This window comes from uncultured Veillonella sp., assembly GCF_963534045.1.
Taxonomy (GTDB): Bacteria; Bacillota; Negativicutes; order Veillonellales; family Veillonellaceae; genus Veillonella.
Genome location: NZ_CAUSQT010000004.1, coordinates 36690 through 56681, shown reverse-complemented (window position 1 = coordinate 56681; position 19992 = coordinate 36690). Strand labels below are relative to the sequence as shown.

18 protein-coding genes are annotated in these 19992 nt (G+C 40.0%); 8 read left to right on the top strand and 10 right to left on the bottom strand.

Annotated elements, in window-relative coordinates; genetic code table 11:
* Positions 1-17 precede the first annotated feature (17 nt).
* Complete coding sequence (locus tag RYP29_RS01960; RefSeq protein WP_311531961.1) at positions 18-1142, top strand: cation diffusion facilitator family transporter; 1125 nt, start codon at positions 18-20, stop codon at positions 1140-1142.
* A 157-nt stretch (positions 1143-1299) separates the two neighbouring features.
* Positions 1300-1866: an immunity protein YezG family protein gene (locus tag RYP29_RS01955; RefSeq protein WP_311531960.1), complete on the top strand. Its 567-nt coding sequence runs from the start codon at positions 1300-1302 to the stop codon at positions 1864-1866.
* 47 nt (positions 1867-1913) lie between these two features.
* Here the strand turns inward: RYP29_RS01955 and RYP29_RS01950 are convergent, their stop codons facing one another.
* Positions 1914-3359 (bottom strand): amino acid permease, encoded by a 1446-nt coding sequence (locus RYP29_RS01950; protein WP_311531958.1) that lies wholly within the window; start codon positions 3357-3359, stop codon positions 1914-1916.
* A gap of 286 nt (positions 3360-3645) precedes the next feature.
* Here RYP29_RS01950 and RYP29_RS01945 point away from each other — a divergent pair, with 286 nt between their 5' ends.
* From RYP29_RS01945 to RYP29_RS01935, 3 genes are all read left to right on the top strand, one after another.
* Complete coding sequence (locus RYP29_RS01945; RefSeq protein ID WP_311531957.1) at positions 3646-4158, top strand: pyridoxamine 5'-phosphate oxidase family protein; 513 nt, start codon at positions 3646-3648, stop codon at positions 4156-4158.
* A 236-nt stretch (positions 4159-4394) separates the two neighbouring features.
* A complete protein-coding gene (locus RYP29_RS01940) occupies positions 4395-5660 on the top strand; it encodes a hypothetical protein (RefSeq protein WP_311531956.1) in 1266 nt (421 codons plus the stop codon).
* 67 nt (positions 5661-5727) lie between these two features.
* Positions 5728-7053 (top strand): hypothetical protein, encoded by a 1326-nt coding sequence (locus tag RYP29_RS01935; RefSeq protein WP_311531954.1) that lies wholly within the window; start codon positions 5728-5730, stop codon positions 7051-7053.
* Between the two features lie 79 nt (positions 7054-7132).
* Here RYP29_RS01935 and RYP29_RS01930 read toward each other — a convergent pair whose 3' ends face one another.
* Complete coding sequence (locus RYP29_RS01930) at positions 7133-8500, bottom strand: NCS2 family permease (protein WP_311531953.1); 1368 nt, start codon at positions 8498-8500, stop codon at positions 7133-7135.
* A gap of 145 nt (positions 8501-8645) precedes the next feature.
* Between RYP29_RS01930 and RYP29_RS01925 the strand changes: the two genes are divergently transcribed.
* The 3 genes from RYP29_RS01925 (at position 8646) to aroD (ending at position 11256) form a co-directional block, all read left to right on the top strand.
* A complete protein-coding gene (locus RYP29_RS01925; protein WP_311531952.1) occupies positions 8646-9065 on the top strand; it encodes an RrF2 family transcriptional regulator in 420 nt (139 codons plus the stop codon).
* 96 nt (positions 9066-9161) lie between these two features.
* Positions 9162-10394, top strand: coding sequence for an MFS transporter (locus RYP29_RS01920; protein ID WP_311531951.1), 1233 nt, complete (start codon positions 9162-9164; stop codon positions 10392-10394).
* A gap of 67 nt (positions 10395-10461) precedes the next feature.
* On the top strand, positions 10462-11256 hold the full coding sequence (aroD, locus tag RYP29_RS01915; RefSeq protein WP_311531950.1) for a type I 3-dehydroquinate dehydratase: 795 nt from the start codon (positions 10462-10464) through the stop codon (positions 11254-11256).
* Positions 11257-11280: 24 nt separating this feature from the next.
* Here the strand turns inward: aroD and RYP29_RS01910 are convergent, their stop codons facing one another.
* From RYP29_RS01910 to aroF, 8 genes are all read right to left on the bottom strand, one after another.
* Positions 11281-11583 carry a type II toxin-antitoxin system RelE/ParE family toxin gene (locus RYP29_RS01910; RefSeq protein WP_311531949.1) on the bottom strand — a complete coding sequence of 101 codons (303 nt, stop codon included), beginning with the start codon at positions 11581-11583 and terminating at the stop codon, positions 11281-11283.
* Between the two features lie 14 nt (positions 11584-11597).
* The gene (locus RYP29_RS01905; RefSeq protein WP_311531948.1) at positions 11598-12209 is read right to left on the bottom strand and encodes a type II toxin-antitoxin system RelB/DinJ family antitoxin; all 612 of its coding nucleotides are present in this window, start codon (positions 12207-12209) and stop codon (positions 11598-11600) included.
* Positions 12210-12469: 260 nt separating this feature from the next.
* Positions 12470-13705, bottom strand: a complete 1236-nt coding sequence (locus RYP29_RS01900; RefSeq protein ID WP_311531947.1) for a shikimate kinase — start codon at positions 13703-13705, stop codon at positions 12470-12472.
* 123 nt (positions 13706-13828) lie between these two features.
* Entirely contained in the window at positions 13829-14968 is a 1140-nt protein-coding gene (locus RYP29_RS01895) for a prephenate dehydratase domain-containing protein (RefSeq protein WP_311531946.1), read from the bottom strand.
* Entirely contained in the window at positions 14955-16049 is a 1095-nt protein-coding gene (aroC, locus tag RYP29_RS01890; protein WP_311531945.1) for a chorismate synthase, read from the bottom strand. Before aroC ends, RYP29_RS01895 begins: the two co-directional genes overlap by 14 nt.
* A gap of 72 nt (positions 16050-16121) precedes the next feature.
* Positions 16122-17390 carry a 3-phosphoshikimate 1-carboxyvinyltransferase gene (gene aroA / locus RYP29_RS01885; RefSeq protein ID WP_311531944.1) on the bottom strand — a complete coding sequence of 423 codons (1269 nt, stop codon included), beginning with the start codon at positions 17388-17390 and terminating at the stop codon, positions 16122-16124.
* Positions 17391-17409: 19 nt separating this feature from the next.
* The gene (aroB, locus tag RYP29_RS01880) at positions 17410-18462 is read right to left on the bottom strand and encodes a 3-dehydroquinate synthase (protein WP_311531943.1); all 1053 of its coding nucleotides are present in this window, start codon (positions 18460-18462) and stop codon (positions 17410-17412) included.
* A gap of 74 nt (positions 18463-18536) precedes the next feature.
* On the bottom strand, positions 18537-19550 hold the full coding sequence (gene aroF / locus RYP29_RS01875; protein ID WP_005379643.1) for a 3-deoxy-7-phosphoheptulonate synthase: 1014 nt from the start codon (positions 19548-19550) through the stop codon (positions 18537-18539).
* Positions 19551-19992: the final 442 nt, after the last annotated feature.

Genomic DNA, 19992 nt, shown 5'->3' with positions numbered 1-19992 from the left:
GTAAGAGGTGTAATAGTATGATTTTACAAGAAAATAGTGCTGAACGTAATCGGGGTATTACGCTCGCCAGTATAAAGGGCATTATAGGTAATGTAGTGCTTGTCATTTTTAAAATGATAATAGGATTGGCATCGAATTCCATCGCCATAATCCTTGATGCGGTAAATAACTTAACAGACGTTCTTTCCTCGGTGTTGACAATTGCAGGCACAAAACTAGCTGCAAAAGGAGCCGATAAGGAACATCCATTTGGACATGGTCGTATAGAATACATGACCACCATGGCCATTGCTTTCATCATTCTCGGTGCAGGTATTGGTTCCCTTAAGGAATCGATTGATAAAATTCTTCATCCAGAGGTATCCACCTTTGATATTCCAAGTCTTGCCATCATCGCTGTTGCTATCGTTGTAAAGGTTGTGATGGGGCGATACATTAAGTCTCAAGGTGAAAAATACAAATCTGATGCCCTCGTAGCATCTGGTATTGATGCTCTCTTTGATGCGGTGATTACCTTTGCCACATTAGTATCCGCAGGTCTCGTTTATTTCTTCAATGTAGATATTCAAGGCTATGTAGGGGCGCTAATTTCCCTCTTAATCTTGAAAGCGGCCTATGAGATTCTTCGCGATATGTATAATCATTTACTTGGTGTTCGTGCCGATGACGATCTCATCCGTAATATTAAGGAAACCATTGCACAACATCCAAATGTAGGCGGTGTATATGACTTAGTGCTAAATAGCTATGGACCAGGTGAAGTGATTGGTTCTGTTCACATTTCATTGCCAGATTCGATGACAGTGGGAGAGGTTCATCCTTTAACTAAAGGAATCGCAGTTCATCTTTATAAAAAGTTTGGCATTAATATGACTGTCGGTGTATACGCGGAAAATAAACCAAGCGTAGAAGTTCTTGAAATCAAAAAAGCGCTAGATCAAGTTATAAGCTTGTATACTAATGTAGTTCAAATCCATGCTTTCTACGTACGAGAAGATAAAAAGATTATCTATTATGATATTATCTTTAACTTTGACGAAGAAGATCCACATGGTACATTAGAAAAGATTAAAGCGGAACTTCATAACCGTTATCCAGATTATACACAATTTGCTATTGTAGATACGGATTTTAGTAACTAATTTTATATAAGAAATGACCGATATTGACCACTGAACAGTGGAAAATATCGGTCATTTGCATATAGGATAGATACTTGATAATTATACTTTTAATTACTATAATAAATTGTATAAAATATTGTTGATATCATATATTGCCAATAGTATGGAGAGAGATATGAATAAATTTATATTATCCACATTAGCAGTTATGACTGCGGTTAGTATTTGTGGCATGCAATCTATAGATGCTAAATCAGTTAAACCAGACCCAACCATGACTATGTTACAAATGCCGACGAATGATGAAATCTCGGTAGGTAATGGTACTACAAAAGAAATCAATAAACAAACACAAACAATGGTAAATAATGTGGCCGTATCTACTAAGTCGATGATTAAAAAGAATTGGAAAACCATTTATATTAAGGCAATACCATCTGAAAATATAGTCCGTTTCTATTATACGGATACGATGGGTCAAGTTTACAGTGGTCAAACAATTAAAAATACTGGTTTATCTAAGGGAAAATATAGAGCTGGCGCATTACGTCAGTCTCAGGCGGTGCAGGACTTATATAGGTATCTACAACAAACGAATCAAGAAATCCCTAGTTCTATAGATATTATCGTTACCAGTCAAGGTCGTCGTATTCGAACCATTATGAATTACGATGAAAATATAGGAGATAGTTCAATCTATCAACAAAATTATGAGCAAATTAACTTTCCTAATTTAAAATAGTATGGATATAGTGAAAGCCCCTACCTCATCGAGGTAGGGGCTTTGTGTTAAATTACATAATCATCGTGATCATCTGTTGTTTGTTTTTTAGATTGTTTTTTAGCACCTGCAAGGTCTAAAAGTTCTTCTTCAAGAGTATCTTCATCCCCTGTATTGAGCATGGAATAGAAGGCCCATAAGATAATAAACCAAACTGGTGTAAAGAATAAGGCAACTCTTGTATCATCATTCAAGGCCAAGATAACAAGGATGAATGCAAAGAACGCAAGAATTAAATAGTTCATCACTGGATATAGAGGCATTTTAAATTTAGATTTTGCTGCTAATTCAGGATTTTTTTTGCGATATTTTAAATGGCAAATAACCATGATAGCCCAGATGAAAATAAAGCAGAATGTAGAGATGGATGTAATCATAACAAAGACTGCTTCCGGCATAACATAGTTAAGTACGACCGTAATAAGTAGTACCGCAGCAGAGAAAATTGTCGCTTGGTATGGTACGCTACTATGTGTTAAACGACGCATTGATTTAGGTGCGTGACCGCGTTTAGCAAGAGCATAAATCATACGACCTGTACTAAAAATACCGGAGTTTGTAGCCGATGCTGCAGAGGTAAGCACAACAAAGTTGACGATACCTGCCGCTGCTGTAATACCAACTGCTGTAAATACGGCTACGAATGGGCTGGCTGCAGGGTTAACGGCCGTCCATGGGTAAATACTCATGATGATAGCCAAAGAGCCAATATAGAACAAAATAATACGCAATGGAATATTATTGATGGCCATTGGAATAACCTTTTCAGGATTTTCAGTTTCACCTGCTGTCAAACCTACAAGTTCAATGCCTGTGAAAGCGAATACAACCATTTGGAAGGATAAGATAAAGCCCATCGTTCCATTCGGGAACCATCCGCCGTAATTCCATAAATTACTAAAGGCTGCAGCAACACCTGCATCGGTGCTAAATCCAGAGAAAATCATGATTAAACCGATGATGATAAGGGATACAATGGCAATAACCTTGATCATGGCAAACCAGAATTCCATTTCCCCAAAGTGCTTTACAGCGGTTAAGTTCATGAGTAATAGAGCTATTAAGACGACGAGGGCTGGTACCCATTGCGGTAGCCATGGTATCCAGTATTGCATATACAGTCCGACGGCCGTTAAATCGGCCATGGCCAGTGATAGCCAACAGAACCAATATGTCCATCCTGTGATGAACGCAGCGCGATCACCTAGATAATCCTCTACAAAGTCGATAAAGGAATGATGATTAAGATTAGATAATAATAATTCCCCTAACGCTCTCATTACAAAGAAACAAATAAGACCAGTAATGAGATAAGCAAAAAGAATGGATGGACCGGCCAAATGGATGGCTCGACCGGAACCTAAGAATAAGCCTGTACCAATGGCACCGCCAATGGCGAGCAACTGTACGTGACGATTCTTAAGGCCCCGTTCTAACTGATTCGTATCAGACATGATAAAGACCTCTTTTCTACAAACTACCTATAAATATAAAAAGCCATGGATGACCATAACTTTTACAATCTATAGAATATATAAAACTATTTTCTTATCATACAGTATCTATTATAAAAAGTCAAATGTATTTTTACAGTAGACATATCATGTAAATAGTATTATTAATATACGAATAAAAGAAAGAGTATTCATACTTTTAAAAGCATACTATGAGTTAAAAGGTTTTCAGAATTTGTTATAATAATTGATAGAGTATCTTTTACGTAAAATCGTGGAGGTCATTATGAGACGACAAGACCGAAGAATTACAGATATAGACGAAATTAAGAGCATTTTAAACAGCACTCGCATCATTCACCTAGGCATGATGGATGGTGATTACCCTTATGTAGTGCCCTTACATTTTGGTTTTGAATTTATAGATAACGTGCTTTATATCTATGTGCATGGCCATCATGAGGGAAAGAAGTTTGACTTGATTAAAGCAAATCCTCATGTATTTATCGAAATTGATGGCAGTGATGAGGCCCTTGTTTCCGGTGGAGATATTCCTTGTGCCTATAGTTCAGTTTATTCCAGTGTGATGGGCCGTGGAGAGGCTAGCTACTTAGATACTGTTGATGAAAAGTCTCATGGTTTACAGGTATTGATGAAGCATCAGACTGGTCGTGAGTTTACTTTTACCGAAGCTATGGTTAACTCTGTAGGTGTAGTTCAAATTAAAGTGTTAAACTATACCGCAAAGAGACGAAGACAGCTTGAGGAAGATGTTATTATGCCTCCCTTAACTAAATAATAATCCGACATCCTATTGAACTCTATTATGATATAGAGCTTACTAGGATGTTTTTTTATCGAACTCGTAAGTCCTAGAGACATTATTGTCTTATAACTATGCATGCAAAAATGGAAAGATAAAAGTTCTATGAAGTAGCTAGAGATACAGAATCGGTTTCTTGATTTTGATATAAATAAGAAAATATATCATTATATGTGAGAACTATATTATAAATTTTTATAATAGGAGGGAACATGAAGAAACTTATGGGGAAGTCAATTTTTGCTGCCATAGCTATGGGATTACTATCAACAAGCTATGTATCGGCAGATACTGTTGACCAGACTGTATCTACTAATAATACTGAGGTCGTATCTAATTCTAAAAATGGTACGCCTAAGATAAATAATGCGTCTGCCATTATCCAAAAACCAAGAGCACAATTAGTAGGCTGGCCTTTGATGACTCAAGATAGTGCTCGTAACTTCAAGGGCGTAGTAGAGGCTGCTGAGAAATTGCCGTATGAGGCTGAGGTACCTAGTTATATTCCTTATGGATATCAGCTGTATACAGCGCGTCTCGATCGAAATGATGTACTAGAGGTTGTATATCACAAAAGAAATGCACCTATCTATCAGGCTGGGAAAAAATTTATTACTAATGTTATGGCCTATCGAATGGGCTATTCTGTGGATACCGTAAGAGATACAGCGTATATTCCTGCTGCGTATGGCGACTTTGAATGGTCTGAACAAGGTACATCTGGTGTGGTGTATTATACGGGTAATCCTGAAACACATATGGTTCGGAGCATTACGTGGGCTCAGAACAATATGGCGTACTCCCTATTCTTCTTGGACCCTGTGAAAGCAGCTGATGCGGAATTCTATAAGGAACATATCGTGCCTGTTAAAACTATAGATAGCTCACGCTATGAACTATTAGGAAACTATCCGGTTACGAAGATTTCTGCTAAAACGCTTAAGTTAGGACATAATTTTAAAAATGTTGAGCCTAGAATGGATGGTTTACAATGGCGATTTCATGACTGGCCTATAGAGAATACACAAAAGGCTCATACCTTTAAGGGAAAACTAAGAGAGGCAGCGCAGAATCTTCCATATGAGATTAAAGCACCTAGCTATATCCCTTATGGCTATGAGGTCTATGCAGTACGTCAAGATAAAAATGATGTATTAGAGGTTGTATATTTTATAAAAAATGCCCCTAACTATCGAGATGGCAAAAATAATCTTGCTAGTATTTTTGTTTATAGAATGGGCTATTCAGTGAATGATGTAAAGGCTGTACCATATGTTCCTGATGAGTACAAAGACTTTGAATGGTCTGACCAAGGCGAATCTGGTGAAGTCTTTTACACTGGTGATCCAGCAGCACAACTAATACGTAGTATTACGTGGACAAAGGATGGCATGGCGTACTCCTTATTGTTCTTAGAACCTGTGAAAGCAGTTGATGCTGAATTCTATAAGGATCATGTGGAGATTGTAAAAATATAGATAACTCATGTAGCAATTTATTTGGAACAAAGCGGTAACGTGCGTAACCGCTTAAAGAGGAGAGAGTATGAAGAAAATAATAAGATCTGTTATTTTATGTGCCACGATGGCTGCAGCAGTAACTACGTTTGGTGTACAGCCAGTTAGTGCTACATACCCATTAATAGATAAAAATGGGAACACTGTTCCTGTTGAACGAGATGTAGATAATCAGAAAACAATTGATGATAATAAAAAATTTATGGAGCGTTATCGATGGTATGATCAATTTGATAATGGTGATATAGTACATCATAATGTTGATGCAAGTACAAATGATTTTGGCTATGATTTACAAATTCCATCTTATATTCCTAAAGACTATGCAGTACGCGATGTAAAGGCCAAGGACCATGATGTATTAGAAATCGTTTATACAGAAACAGGCCATGATGGAGAATATGGTCCGAAATTAACCTTCTCTAATACAGATATTGTATACCGCATGGGTTGGGCTATCGATACGGTGGTAAAGCCTATATTAGAAAAGACAAAATATAATGCTAAGGATGCAGTTAGCTTTATTACTCCTAATGAAATCTCTGTACATACGTTAGGTTCTAGTAAAGACGCTATTCAGATTGCTTACTGGGAAAAAGCTAATAAAGTGTATATGCTCTACTTTGCTTCTTCAAGAAACCAAAACTTTGTAAGCAAAATTGTAGACTCTGTAGGCCCTTTGAATAACGTAGCCGCTGATGATACTCGATTACGTGGTGATCGCAATGATAAGCAACATGTTGAAGAAAACGATGCGAAAAAGGTTAAACCAAATGATGAGCCTGAATGGCCTCCTTATGAAACAATCGGATTGCCATGGCGTACACATACGAATTCCGTATGGCCTATACTTACCAGTAAATCCAAGGGCTTACCAAGTGGTGTAATTGATGCATCTCATAAGGTGTCCTATGACGTATCTGTACCAAGTTATTTACCGCTGGGCTATACATACTATGCTACACATTTTTATGACAATGATGTATTAGAAACTGTATATTGGAAGCAAGGTGAAGAGTATCAAGAGCGCAGTGGCCGTTGGGTAAATCATACTATGGTCTTCCGCATGAGCTACTCTATGGATACTGTATGGCCTGAAGAATATATTCCAATGGAGTACCATGACGTACAGTGGACTGACTCTACCCCAATAGGTGATGTTCACTATACAGGGGATGTAGATAAGGGATTAGTACGCAGTGTTACGTGGTACAAGGATAATATGGCTTACTTCTTGTTCTTCCAAGTGCCTGTGAAAGCATCTGAAGCAGACTTTTATAGAGAGCATGTAGTGCCATTAAAAGATATCGATCCAAGTCGTACAGATTTAATCGGTGTAAAAACAACTCGTTAATACAAAGCAGTATATAAAAAAAGAACCTATCTCCTAGATATTTTACTAATATCTTTAGAGATAGGTTCATTTAGTTATGTTAGAAGAATACGTAACGGATGATTACGAGTACCGCCAATACGTACATAATCCAGTTAACTTCTTTTGCACGGCCTGCAATGATTTTGAGTAGAGGATATGCAATAAGACCTGCAGAAATACCGTTTGCAATGCTGTATGTGAAAGGCATCAAAACGATAACGAGGAATGCAGGGAAGCCTTCTGTCCAATCATCGAAGTCGATATTGCGGATAGCACCTAACATAAGGGCACCAACAATGATAAGAACAGGAGATGTGGCTGCATTTGGCACTAAGGATACCAATGGAGCCAAGAACAAGCAGATTAAGAAGAGAACGCCTGTTGTAACAGCTGTTAAGCCTGTACGGCCACCAGCACCTACACCTGCTGCACTTTCAACGAAAGCAGTAATCGTAGAAGTACCGAGCAATGCGCCAGCACTAACGCCGATAGCATCGACAGTCATCGCTTTACCAAGACCTGGGAATTTACCAGATTTAGGATCTGCAATCTTTGCCTCTGTAGCAGTACCGATTAAAGTACCCATAGAGTCGAATAATTCTACGAAGGTGAAGGAAAAGATAATCGTGATTAAGCCCATGTGGAGTGCACTAGGAATATCTAATTGAAGGAATGCTGCTTTTGAGAAATCAGGCACTGCTAATACAGTGAAGTTCTCAGGCATTGTGGATAGTCCTGTTATATAGGATACAATTGTTGTTACTAATACGCCAATCAAGAGAGAACCTTGAATTTTACGAGCCATCAATAGGGCTGTAAAGATAAGGCTGAATAGTGCCAATAATGTTTCTCCACTATGTAAGTTACCTAGTGTTAACAGTGCTTCCGATGCTGGAGGGACTAAATTACCATGTGTTTGTACAACTTGGCCTAAGGAATTAGGAGACAAACTGATGGAAATCGCCATCAAACCGGATAATTTTAAGCCGATAATGGAGATGAAAAGCCCGATACCAACGGTAATAGCGACCTTCATAGAGGCCGGTATGCCTACAACGATCATTTGTCGTATCGACGTCAGTGTTAAGACGAGGAATACGAGGCCAGAAATGAACACTGCACCTAGTGCCGTTTGCCATGATACGCCCATACCGAGAACTACGGTAAAGGAATAAAAGGCTAAGAGGCCAACCCCTGGAGCCAGTGCGATTGGATAGTTAACAAATAAACCCATAGCAATCGTTACGAGGCCACCACCTAAAGCTGTAGCGATGAGGACTGCATCCTTGTCCATGCCGGCAAGACTCAAGATGTTTGGCGCCAAAAATAGGATGTACGCCATCGTGATGAACGTGGTTATGCCTGCTAAAATTTCGGTTTTAACAGAGGTCCCTCGTTCATTGAGTTTAAATAGTTTATCTAACATTAGATAAATCCTCCCTGTATGAAATTATAAATCATATCAAATAAAAATATTTCGATATACTTATAGTGTATCATATTTCCCACCATTTTTTGTATGAATTTATGTTATACTATACATATATTGTGAATGACTTAGAGGTTAACTTATGAAAATATCTACAAAAGGGCGGTATGCCTTGCGAATCCTTGCGGATATTGCAGAACACGGAACGGAAAAAAACGTACCAATCCGTGAAATCGCAGAACGCCAAGGATTTTCAGATAAATACTTAGAAGGAATTGTGTCTCGTTTATCCGCAGCGGGCCTCGTAAAAAGTGGACGCGGTAAATACGGTGGATATCGATTGGTTAAAGATCCTGCTGAATATAATGTATATGAAATCTTATATGCTGCAGAGGACTCCATTGCTCTCGTATCCTGTTTAGAGGATGACGTAGAACCATGTCCTATGTTTAATGATTGTTTGACTGCTCCATTATGGCAGTATTTACAAGATGAGTTCCGCCATGTTATGGAACGCGTTTCATTGCAAGATGTAATGGACCACAAGTTTCCCGTGGAATAATTGATAGAGTCGCGTTTTATATGCGACTCTTCTTTATATATTTTTATTGTAAAGGCATATTTTTATACACGTTTATATATGGAAAGAAGGCGAAAGATGAGTACAATCGCAGATGATACGCGTGGTGGCATGCGAAATGTATGGATCATTACGGCTGCTATGACGGTATTAGCTATATGCTACACCATGATTATTCCTTTTTTGCCTATATATCTCTTGGAATTAGGTGTTCCAAAGGCTGATGTAGCCCTTTGGTCGGGACTCGTTTTTGGGATTACCTTCCTCATTGCCGGTATTATGGCTCCTATTTGGGGCAAAATCGCCGATAATAAAGGGAAAAAACGGATGGCCTTACGAGCAGGTTTTGCCATTGCTTTCTGTTATGTATTGATTGGTTTAGTTACTGACCAGTATCAATTGCTCATGGGTCGAGCCTTGGTTGGCTTTGCCAATGGATTTTATCCAGCAGCGATGACCATGGTATCCCTTAGTGTCGATGAGAAACAGGTAGGCCGAGCACTTGGCATATTCCAAACTGGTCTTATTTTAGGCAATGTCATCGGCCCATTTTTAGGTGGTGCAGTTGAAAGCGTCGTCGGTATGCGCCCCGTATTTTATGTTTCCGGTGTGGCCGTATTCATTGCTACCTTGGCGGTATTGTTCTTTGTGAAAGAACCAAAATTACATGCTACAGGTGCTGATGGAAAAGAACAGCCGGCTCAACTTACTAAATCTACATCCTTACGTGAAGACTTTAAAGTAGTTCAACAACAGCCTGTGTTAGTACGACTGCTTTGGATTTTCTTCTTCATGCAATGCGTCATTATGATGTTGCAACCTATCTTGGCCCTTTATGTAGGGGATATACAAGGTACCATGGAAGGGGCTGCTATTGTGTCAGGTACCATTCTTAGTATCGGTGGTTTGGCAGGCTCTTTAACGACAAATCTTTGGGTACGCCTCGGCGAACGCCGTGGTTATTTTAAGACCATTTCCTATTGTATGATGGGCAGCGGTGTTGTTTTGTTGCTCCAAAGCTTACCAGTGGGAATATGGTGGTTTGGTGTGTTACAAGTACTAATCGGTTCATGTATTGTAGGGATAAATCCATCCTTGAGTGCAGCTGTAACTCTCAATACAGATCCAAGCTTTAGAGGTCGCATGTTTGGCATGACGACGACGGCTCAACAGTTTGGGTCCATGGTAGGTCCTGTATTTGCTAGTATTGTATCGACCTATGTGGGCATATCTTACGTATTTAGCATTACCGGATTATTATTGCTGTATATGGGCTTTCAGTCTCGAAAATTATCTAAAAAACATGAATAATACCATGTTGAGTCATAGATCGTATTAAGTGAATCATTTGTTTTGTATGGGATGCAAAGGAGTTGTTATGGTCCGTATCGGTCAAACTGTACTAGGAGAAAAAGGTACAAAGATATGCGTGCCTATTGTGGGCACAACGATGAAAGAAATTCTAGATGCTACTGCGGTGGCATGTAATACACCTTGTGATGTGGTGGAGCTGCGCATTGATTATTACGAACGAGCTCACTCTATCGATGCGATTATTGAATTATTGATGCTCATAAAGCCTCAGTTAAAAGGTCGTGCACTACTATTTACATGGCGCACGAAGGGGGAAGGTGGCGAGAAATCTATTTCCTCCCAAGATTACTTTATAATGTTAGAACGTCTTATCCCAACGGGGCTGGTAGATGCTATTGATATTGAATTATTCTTTGATCAAGAAAGAATGCTCAAAACCATAGAATTCGCTAAGGTTCATGGTGTAACAATCGTCATGAGTAATCATGATTTTAATGGTACACCAAGTAGAGACGTTATTGTAAATCGACTCATTCAAATGAAAGAATTTTTGGCTGATGTACCTAAGATAGCTGTTATGCCTCATACAACAGGTGATGTATTAACGCTCCTTGAAGCGACAGCCGAGGTGAAATCTTTGTATCCATCAGATCCAATCATTACCATGGCTATGGGCCCATTAGGTGCTATTACACGCGCTTCGGGAGCTTTATTTGGCAATGCTATGACCTTTGCCTCTGCAGGCAAAGCATCTGCACCAGGCCAAATCGATGTGCATGAACTAAAACGAATTCTTGACACCATCGACGTAGATGGCGTATTCGACGAACAACAACATAAACGCGTTAAAGTACATTAAAAAGTCGGCGAGAGCCGACTTTTTTTATTTGTCTTGTAGTTCTTGTAATATATTCATACGAGATGGTCGAATATAGAAAATATAGATGTAATTACCTATAACTTTATATAGAATGAGATACTTTTTGTGTGATAATTTTCTGTATTTTGTCTCACTATTTATAATAGGGTATCGTTCCGGAAAGGTTGTTAGTGAAGATATTTTTTTATAGATTGATTCTAATTCTTTTCTGATGACGGTTTTAGCTGTAAGTCGCTGCTCTAATGAAAGTTTGAGACTTACCATGTCAGATTTAGCTGTAGGAGTCAAAATTATTGTATATCTCATTTTAACCTCCGAACTTATAAATCCTTAAGGAGCTCATTAAAGACTTTTTCAGCAGGTTCGCCAATTCCCTTTTTTGCTTGATTAAGTCCTATCTCTATTCTTGTGCTTAAATCTTCTTTAGTCCATAAATCATCATTTATAGCATCAATCCATTCTGGGCGATGGATAGTGGAAGGAATATCGTTAGTGAATTGTATTTGTTTTGATACAAGTGTGACAGTTTGTGATATAGTTAATCCCATCTCTTTTAAGATAGCTGTTGTTAGTGTCTTAACTTTAGGGTTTATACGGATATTAAGTATGCCCGTTTTATCAATTTTATCAAAAGAGATTTCTACCTCATCTTTGGTTGTTGCAGTTCCGTATGTACTTATAGTATCTGATGCTTTTAATGTAGTTTTTGGTTGTTCATATGTGCCATTTTTATTGAGTGTGCTTGGTGCAGGTGTATCATCTATAGTTGTTGTTGGTAAAGCAATGGCAAATGGGATACGGCGTTCTTTTATAATTTGACAAAATAATGCGTCTAGCATGGATGTATAGGATAGACCTTGTGCTTTTAATATGCTAGAAACTTCTTGTTTTAGATCTTCGTTGATGCGGACTTGTAGGTTTACGGTTTTCATAATTCTCTCCTATTATTTTTGATTGTAACTGTAATATTTTGGTCATTTTATTGCTCTTATAGTGAAAAGTGTTTAGGTTTTTTGAATTTTTGCTGTAATTACATTGTAATTGCAAATAAGAGTTTTTACAAATATATATAATACATAAGAAATATAAAAAAGCAGTACTTATCCTGAGAATAAATACTGCTTTTAGTGCTATATCTATGAAGTTGAGATATGAGTTTTAGTTTTATCTAGAAATACAGATGAATAATTTTTTAGAGTAAATTAGTTTCAAAGTCTTCTAGGATAGCCGCTACTGTTTCTGGAGCATTGCGCTTGTGTTCTACGATGCATTGAGCGAAGCTTTCATACATTGGTGTACGAATTTCTTCGAGTTCGCGTAAACGGTCTAGACCACCACTAGAGAGTACGCGACCAGTGGTAGATAGGTTTTCTATAGGTTGCGTTAGTTGGTAGATACGACCATTTTGGCGTAGGTGCGCGAAGTTTTTAGGCACTGTTACACAGCCACCTCCGGTAGAGATAACAAGACCTGTTTGGGTACCGAGTTTTGCAATCATTTCCGCTTCTTTTTCACGGAATGCTGGTTCCCCTTGTTCCGTAATATAGGTAGAAATATCACCGATTTCTTTTTCTAGTTCTTGATCTACATCAACCCAGGTGCGACCCATTTCTTCGCCAAGGACTTTACCAACTGTTGTTTTACCTACACCAGGCATGCCAATGAGGATGATATTTTCCTTTTCACGTCGCATATCGCGCAAGATTTGCTCGATTTCTTTCGTGCCAAAGCTTTCACCTTGGAAATGGTTAGCCGCCTCAACGCCTTGTGCCACAAGGAATGGCAAGCCATCACAATGAGGAATTTCCATCATTTCTGCTTGTAACAGTAAAATAGTACGGCGTGGATTGTAGATGAGGTCTACAACGCCTTCCAATTTAGAAAACTGTGTAATATCGATGAGATTGGCTGGATTATGAGGATACATGCCGATAGGTGTGCAGTTAATAATAATCTGCGCTGTTTCATAATAGTTTGGCGCATCACTATAGAATGGAGCCGTTTTGCGAGATAAATGAACGATGTTTTTAGCACCTAAATCTTCAAGAGCTACGTGAACGGTAGCAGAGGAAGCACCATCGCCAAGGATGATACATTCCTTGCTAGCTACATCGATGCCTGCATGTTGTAGGGTAAACACGAAACCATCATAGTCTGTATTATAACCGTGCCATTTGCCATCTTTGCGAACCATTGTATTTACACAACCGATGCGTTCTGCGCGAGGGTCAACAACATCACACGCTTCAAGGGCATTTACCTTGTAAGGAATTGTAATGTTAATGCCTTGTAATTCTGGATCAGCGAAGAACTCTTGTAATTGGCTTGGTTCGCGCTCAAATAATTCATAATTTGTATTCCCTAATGCACTATGAATGCGAGGGGAGAAGCTATGGCCCAACGTACGGCCAAGTAAACCAAATTTCATAGGACCTCCTAGGTCAATATACATAGAATGGCTAATAGGCTGGTACCTATTAGCCATTGGAATTTTATAACTATATTCATTGTACTATATATGCCCTTATAGGGACTAGTACGGATGAATGTATTAGTTTTCAGGGTAGTTGCCGAGTAAGCGGAACTTATCTTGTGACGTATGAAGCTCTGCTAGAACGGATAATACCTTAGGATCCGCTAGGGATGCTTCTAAATCGAGGTAGAACAAGAACTCGAAGTTATGGCCTACGATAGGGCGAGACTCAAGTTTTGTAAGGTTGACACCGATGTTAGCGAACTTAGTAAGCAATGTACCAAGACCACCTGGAGCGTGGCTTGCTGTGGTTACCACAGAGATTTTATTAGCCCCTGGATACACATGGAAGTCCTTGCTAATGCAGATAAAGCGTGTATAGTTGTTGTCGCTGTTTTGGATGTTGCGCATCAACGGAGACAAGTTGTACAAGTCTGCACATTGAGGAGCTGCGATAGCGGCTACACCTGGGTCATCACTAGCTGCTACAAGCTGTGCAGCACGAGCTGTATTATCAAAGGAGCGCAATTCTACACCTTCTAATTTTTCTAGGAAGTGGCTACATTGGCCTAATGCTTGTGGATGAGAGATAATCGTATGAATATCTTCTAGCTTTGTGCCCTTTTTCACGAGTAGGTCGTGAGAAATCCATAGGCGTGTACCGCGTACGATATAGCATTTACGATCTTCTAGAAGGTCATATACTTCTTTTACAGAACCATTAGAGCTATTTTCGATAGGCAATACACCGAATTGACATTCACCAGACTCAACGGCATCGAATACGGCGCGGAAGCCTGTTACGTAGTGAATCTGGCTAAGTGGTAATAATTTATCACATGCCACTTGTGCATTGCTGCCGAATACGCCAGCACAAGCTACGCTGCCTCGTTGAGGCGGTAAGGTAGGGGATTGCTTAATGGCTTTTTTCATTTTTACAGTAAATTCGTTGTCTTGGAATAATTGCTCAGACTGATACGTACGGCTCAAGCTGAATAAGGCTTCGAAGAAACGACGCGCATATAAATCAAGGTCAGGACCTGCATCTCTCGTTACTTTATCGAGAATATCGCGCTCCCGTTTAGCATCGTAAATAGCCTTATTCATCTCTTTTTTCGCTGCTGCTACGTCTTTGGAGAGTTCCATGCGCTCTTTGAAGAGGGCGAGCATTTGGTCATTTATATCGTTAATTTTAACGCGTACTTCATCTAAGTTCATGGTCAATATCTCCTAAGAAATCAAGAATAACGAGGGCCGTTACAGCTTCGATAACAGGTACTGCACGAAGGGCCACACATGGGTCATGACGACCTTGAATGGTGAGCAATGTGTCCTCTTTTTGTGAAAGTGATACAGAATGTTGTTCTTTATAAATTGATGGTGTTGGCTTGATACCTACTTGCATAACGAGAGGCAAACCATTGGTAATACCCCCTTGGATACCACCGCTATTATTGGTAGATGTTGTAATCTTGTCACCGTCCATGGTGAAAGCATCATTCACTTCGGAACCAAGCTGAGCACACATATCGAAACCACCGCCGAAGGATACGCCCTTGATGGCTGGTACGCCAAAGATAACGCGAGCTAAACGGTTTTCGATGCCGTCGAAGTTTGGATTACCAAGGCCAATAGGTAACCCTGTGGCAACGACCTCAACGATACCACCTGTAGAGTCGCCGTCCTTTTTGAGCTGCATCACAAGATTTTCTACTTCGGTGCGCTTTTCTGGATTAACCATAGCAATCGGCTCTGTAGCGATATTAGCTAATGCTTTCATATCTGGATGAACCATATCGATAGGAGCATCTTGGATCGTTCCTACTTGTTTTAAATGGCCGTGGATTTCGATACCTTTTTCGCGTAATAGTTGAAGGGCAATGCCACCAGCTACGCAAAGTGGTGCTGTAAGGCGAGCTGAGAAATGGCCGCCTCCGCGCATATCTACCTTATCACCGTAGCGCATACGAGCTGTAAAATCCGCATGAGATGGGCGAGGGATATCGCGCAAGTTATTGTAATCGCTAGAATGCTGCGATGTGTTGCGGATCATAAATGCCAATGGAGAACCACTGAGCATACCGTCTACGATACCTGCTAAAAACTCAGGTACATCGGCTTCCTTACGTTGTGTTGTTAATTGATTTTGCCCTGGCGCACGGCGCTTTAAAAAGGCTTTTAATTCATCGATATCGATGGTATGTCCACAAGGTAGACCCTCTACAATACCGCCAATGGCGTACCCATGAGAAGCGCCAAAGGTAGATACCTGTATGGTTTTACCGAAATTAGATGCCATTATATTAACTCCTACTATATAGTACGTACTATTTCTATTATCTGTTAGATTACACCAGATACGATTAGAAATCTAAACTGGTTGTGCATTACCGCCCAGTAAGTTCCAGTCCTCGAAGAAGTCTGGATAGGATTTTGTGATAGCTTCGCTATCTTTTAAGGTAACAGGATTTTCACTGATGAGAGCCATTAATGTGCCAGCCATAACGAGGCGATGGTCATTTACGCAATCACCTTGGCCACCTTTAAGTATACCACTTCCGATGATATATAGATCATCACCGTCTTCACGAACTGTGCCGCCTAAGTCTCTTACGAGATTAGCAACGGCTACAAGACGATCCGATTCCTTTAAACGTAGGCGAGCACCCTTAACAAAGGAACTTTCACCAGAAATAGAGCAAGCTAGGGCCGCCATAACAGGTAACATATCAGGCATTTGCTCGAGATCTGCATGAATTGGTTTGGAAGCGCGACCGGTGACTGTTACATTTATACCATCCCAGACAACATCACAACCAGCATCAATCATAACTTGCATGATGCGGCGGTCAGCTTGTACAGAATTTTTGTTCATACCTGTAATAGTAATTGGTTTGCCCGTCATACTAGCTGCCACCATCCAAATCGCTGCATTAGACCAGTCGCCTTCGATTTGGTAATTATCACGACCAATGAAGGAGGCACCAAATGGGATTGTGAAAGCCTCGTTAATATTGGTATCTGGTAAGGTATGCTCTACCTCTACACCAAAATCGCGCATAGTTTCAGTTGTTAATGTTACATAATCGCTAGATTGTAGTGGCGTAGTAGAGGTAATAGTAGATAAGCCGATTTGAGGAGCAGCCAACAATAATCCAGAGAAGAATTGGCTACTCACATCGCCTACCATAGCGAAATTACCGCCTTGGAGACGACCTGTCATAGTAAATGGCGGTTTATCTTGAGAAAATGTTACGCCATGCGCTTTCATTTCGCCTAGCATAGGTTCTAGCGGACGATCTGGTAAACGACCTTTGGCATCTACATCTACATCATTACAGATGGATGCTGCTACAGGTAATAAAAGGCGTAACGTAGTACCTGATTCGTGCGGTACTACATTGCCCTTTGCTGGAGCTGGGCCAGGAGTGACGGTAACAACTTTATTTTCATATACTACGTGAGCACCTAAGCTTCGCAAGGAGTCCATTGTTGCATCGATATCCTTAGAGGTACGACTCAGTAATATAGTAGATGGAGAGGTAGCAAGAGCTGCACAAATCAAGGCGCGGTGTGCATGTGCCTTTGCTGGGATGGACGCAATCGTCCCTGTAGGGATGGCGTTCGTTACGGAATGCATAGAAATCTCCTTTTACGTCTTAGTCTAAATAGGTGGCAAGTTCTTCGTGGGTGACTACCTTAAGCTCACTGTGGCCATAGCTCGTTGGAACCACGATTTTAATAGTAGCCCCTTCACTTTTCTTATCATGCTTAGCAGCGGCTAGGATTTCTTTCTTTGTTATGGTCGTGCTAGTTGGTAAATCGTGGGCTTCGATGAGTGCTTTTAATTTATCTAGAGCCTCAACATCTAGTTCCCCATGTTTAACAGCACCTTGCGCCATGAGAACCATGCCAATAGCGACAGCATAACCATGATGAACATCGAAATGACTCGCTTTTTCGATGCCATGACCAAAGGTATGACCTAGGTTTAAGAGGGCACGAACACCGGATTCGCGTTCATCTTGCTCAACGATATCCGCCTTTGCTTGAACGCAGCGAGCGATAACGGAACTCACGCTATCGCGATGTTGTATTAATGGTTTGTGTTCGAGTTGTGTTAATAGTCCTGGTACATCGAGGAACCCATATTTGATAATTTCCCCACATCCATTTTTCCATTCCATGTCTGGCAATGTATTGAGCGTAGTTGGATCACAGAGGACGAGGATCGGTTGTTTGAAAGCACCCCAAAGGTTTTTTCCAGCTTTGAGATTAACCGCTGTTTTACCGCCTACAGAAGAGTCTACAGCGGCTAATAGAGAGGTAGGGACTTGTACATAATCGATACCTCGTAGGTAGGTAGCTGCTGCAAAGCCTGCCATATCGCCTACGACACCACCGCCGAGAGCGATAAGTAGGTCTTTCCGAGTTAATGATTGATCAGCCATGTATTCTACTAAATCGATGAGTTGATGGGCGTTTTTAGAACTTTCACCAGCAGGAAAAACATAGTCACATACATTGTAACCAGCATCTGTCATACTTGCTTTTACAGATTCCAAATAATGTGATGCCACGTTACTGTCGCTGACGATGATAACACGGCAACTTGGTTTAAGTGGTTTAATATAATCGGCAATGCGTTCTAGAGACCCTGCTTCGATGACGACATCATAAGGGGTAGACGCGTTGATATGGATGCGAGTCATAATAATTCCTTTCTTAAAAGAATAAGCTAGTATCTATTATAACGGATACTAGCTTATTTGTGTGATATTTAAGATTATTTAGTGCATTCTACCAATGCTTTACGCAATGCGAATACTTCTTTCATAAGGCTAGTGAATTGATCTGGGCGTAATGCTTGAGGGCCATCGCACAATGCTTTGGATGGATCGTTGTGAACTTCGATCATAAGGCCGTCTGCACCGCCGCCTACGGATGCAAGTGAAAGTGGGCGAACCATACGGCTCATGCCTGCTGCATGGCTAGGATCCATGATGATTGGCAAGTGAGATAGTTCGTGCATCATAGGAATGGCTGTTACGTCTAATGTATTACGTGTTTTAGGTTCGAATGTACGAATGCCACGCTCGCATAATACGATTTGATCATTGCCTTCAGACATGATGTATTCAGCAGCCATCAACCATTCTTCGTATGTAGCAGATAGACCACGTTTTAACAATACAGGTTTTTTCAATTTGCCTACTTCTTTTAAAAGTGTGAAGTTTTGCATGTTACGAGCACCGATTTGAAGCATATCTACATTGTCGAAGTATTGCAATTGGGAAATATCCATAACTTCGGATACGATAGGAAGACCAGTTTCTTTTTTAGCTAATTCTAAAAGTTTCAAGCCTTCAGGACCCATGCCTTGGAAAGAGTATGGAGATGTACGAGGTTTGAACGCGCCGCCGCGAAGAATTGTAGCACCTGCATCTTTACATGCTTGGCAGGATGCGAGTACTTGTTCTGGTGTTTCAACGGAGCATGGACCAGCCATTACTGCGAAGTGACCGCCACCGATAAGTGCACCGCCTACATTGATAACGGAATCTTCTGGGTGGAATTTACGGTTTGCTTTTTTGAAAGGCTCTTGAATACGTGTTACTTTATCTACGAAATCAAGGGATTCAATTTGACGGGAATCAAGAGATGCTGTATCGCCGATAAGACCTAAGATATTATAGTGGGCTCCTTCTACTGGATGGATAACAAGACCTTTCGCTTCTAATTCATTGCGTAATTTTGTTACCTCTGCTTCTGTAGCTGTTGTTTTTAATGTGATGATCATAATAAGTCCTCCTCAAATAACAATGCGAATAGTGGGGCCAACCATACGGGATAGCAAATAAAAAAGGGCTACCCGTATTTTAATACGGGTAACCCTTTTACTATTCTAAGCAACGATTGATGATTTCTAAATTAGCGTAGCTCAAATAGTTCCTTACCCGTACGTTGGATAAAGAACCAATAAAAGTATTGTTTTGCTACTGTGCTAATTTGGTTAGTCATCTTATTGTTGCTCCTTTCTAAATTTGATGTGTATAGTATAAACCCAAATGATAAAATTATGCAATACCTAAAAATAAATTTCATGGAAGTTTGAAAAAATAATGTGTTTACTGAGTTGTTAGAAAAACAGATATAATAAGGTGTTTCGTATAAAAATGATTTTGCTATTCGTGAGTAAATTGTAGTATAATGAGTCTATAAAGAGAGCCAATCAACGTGTC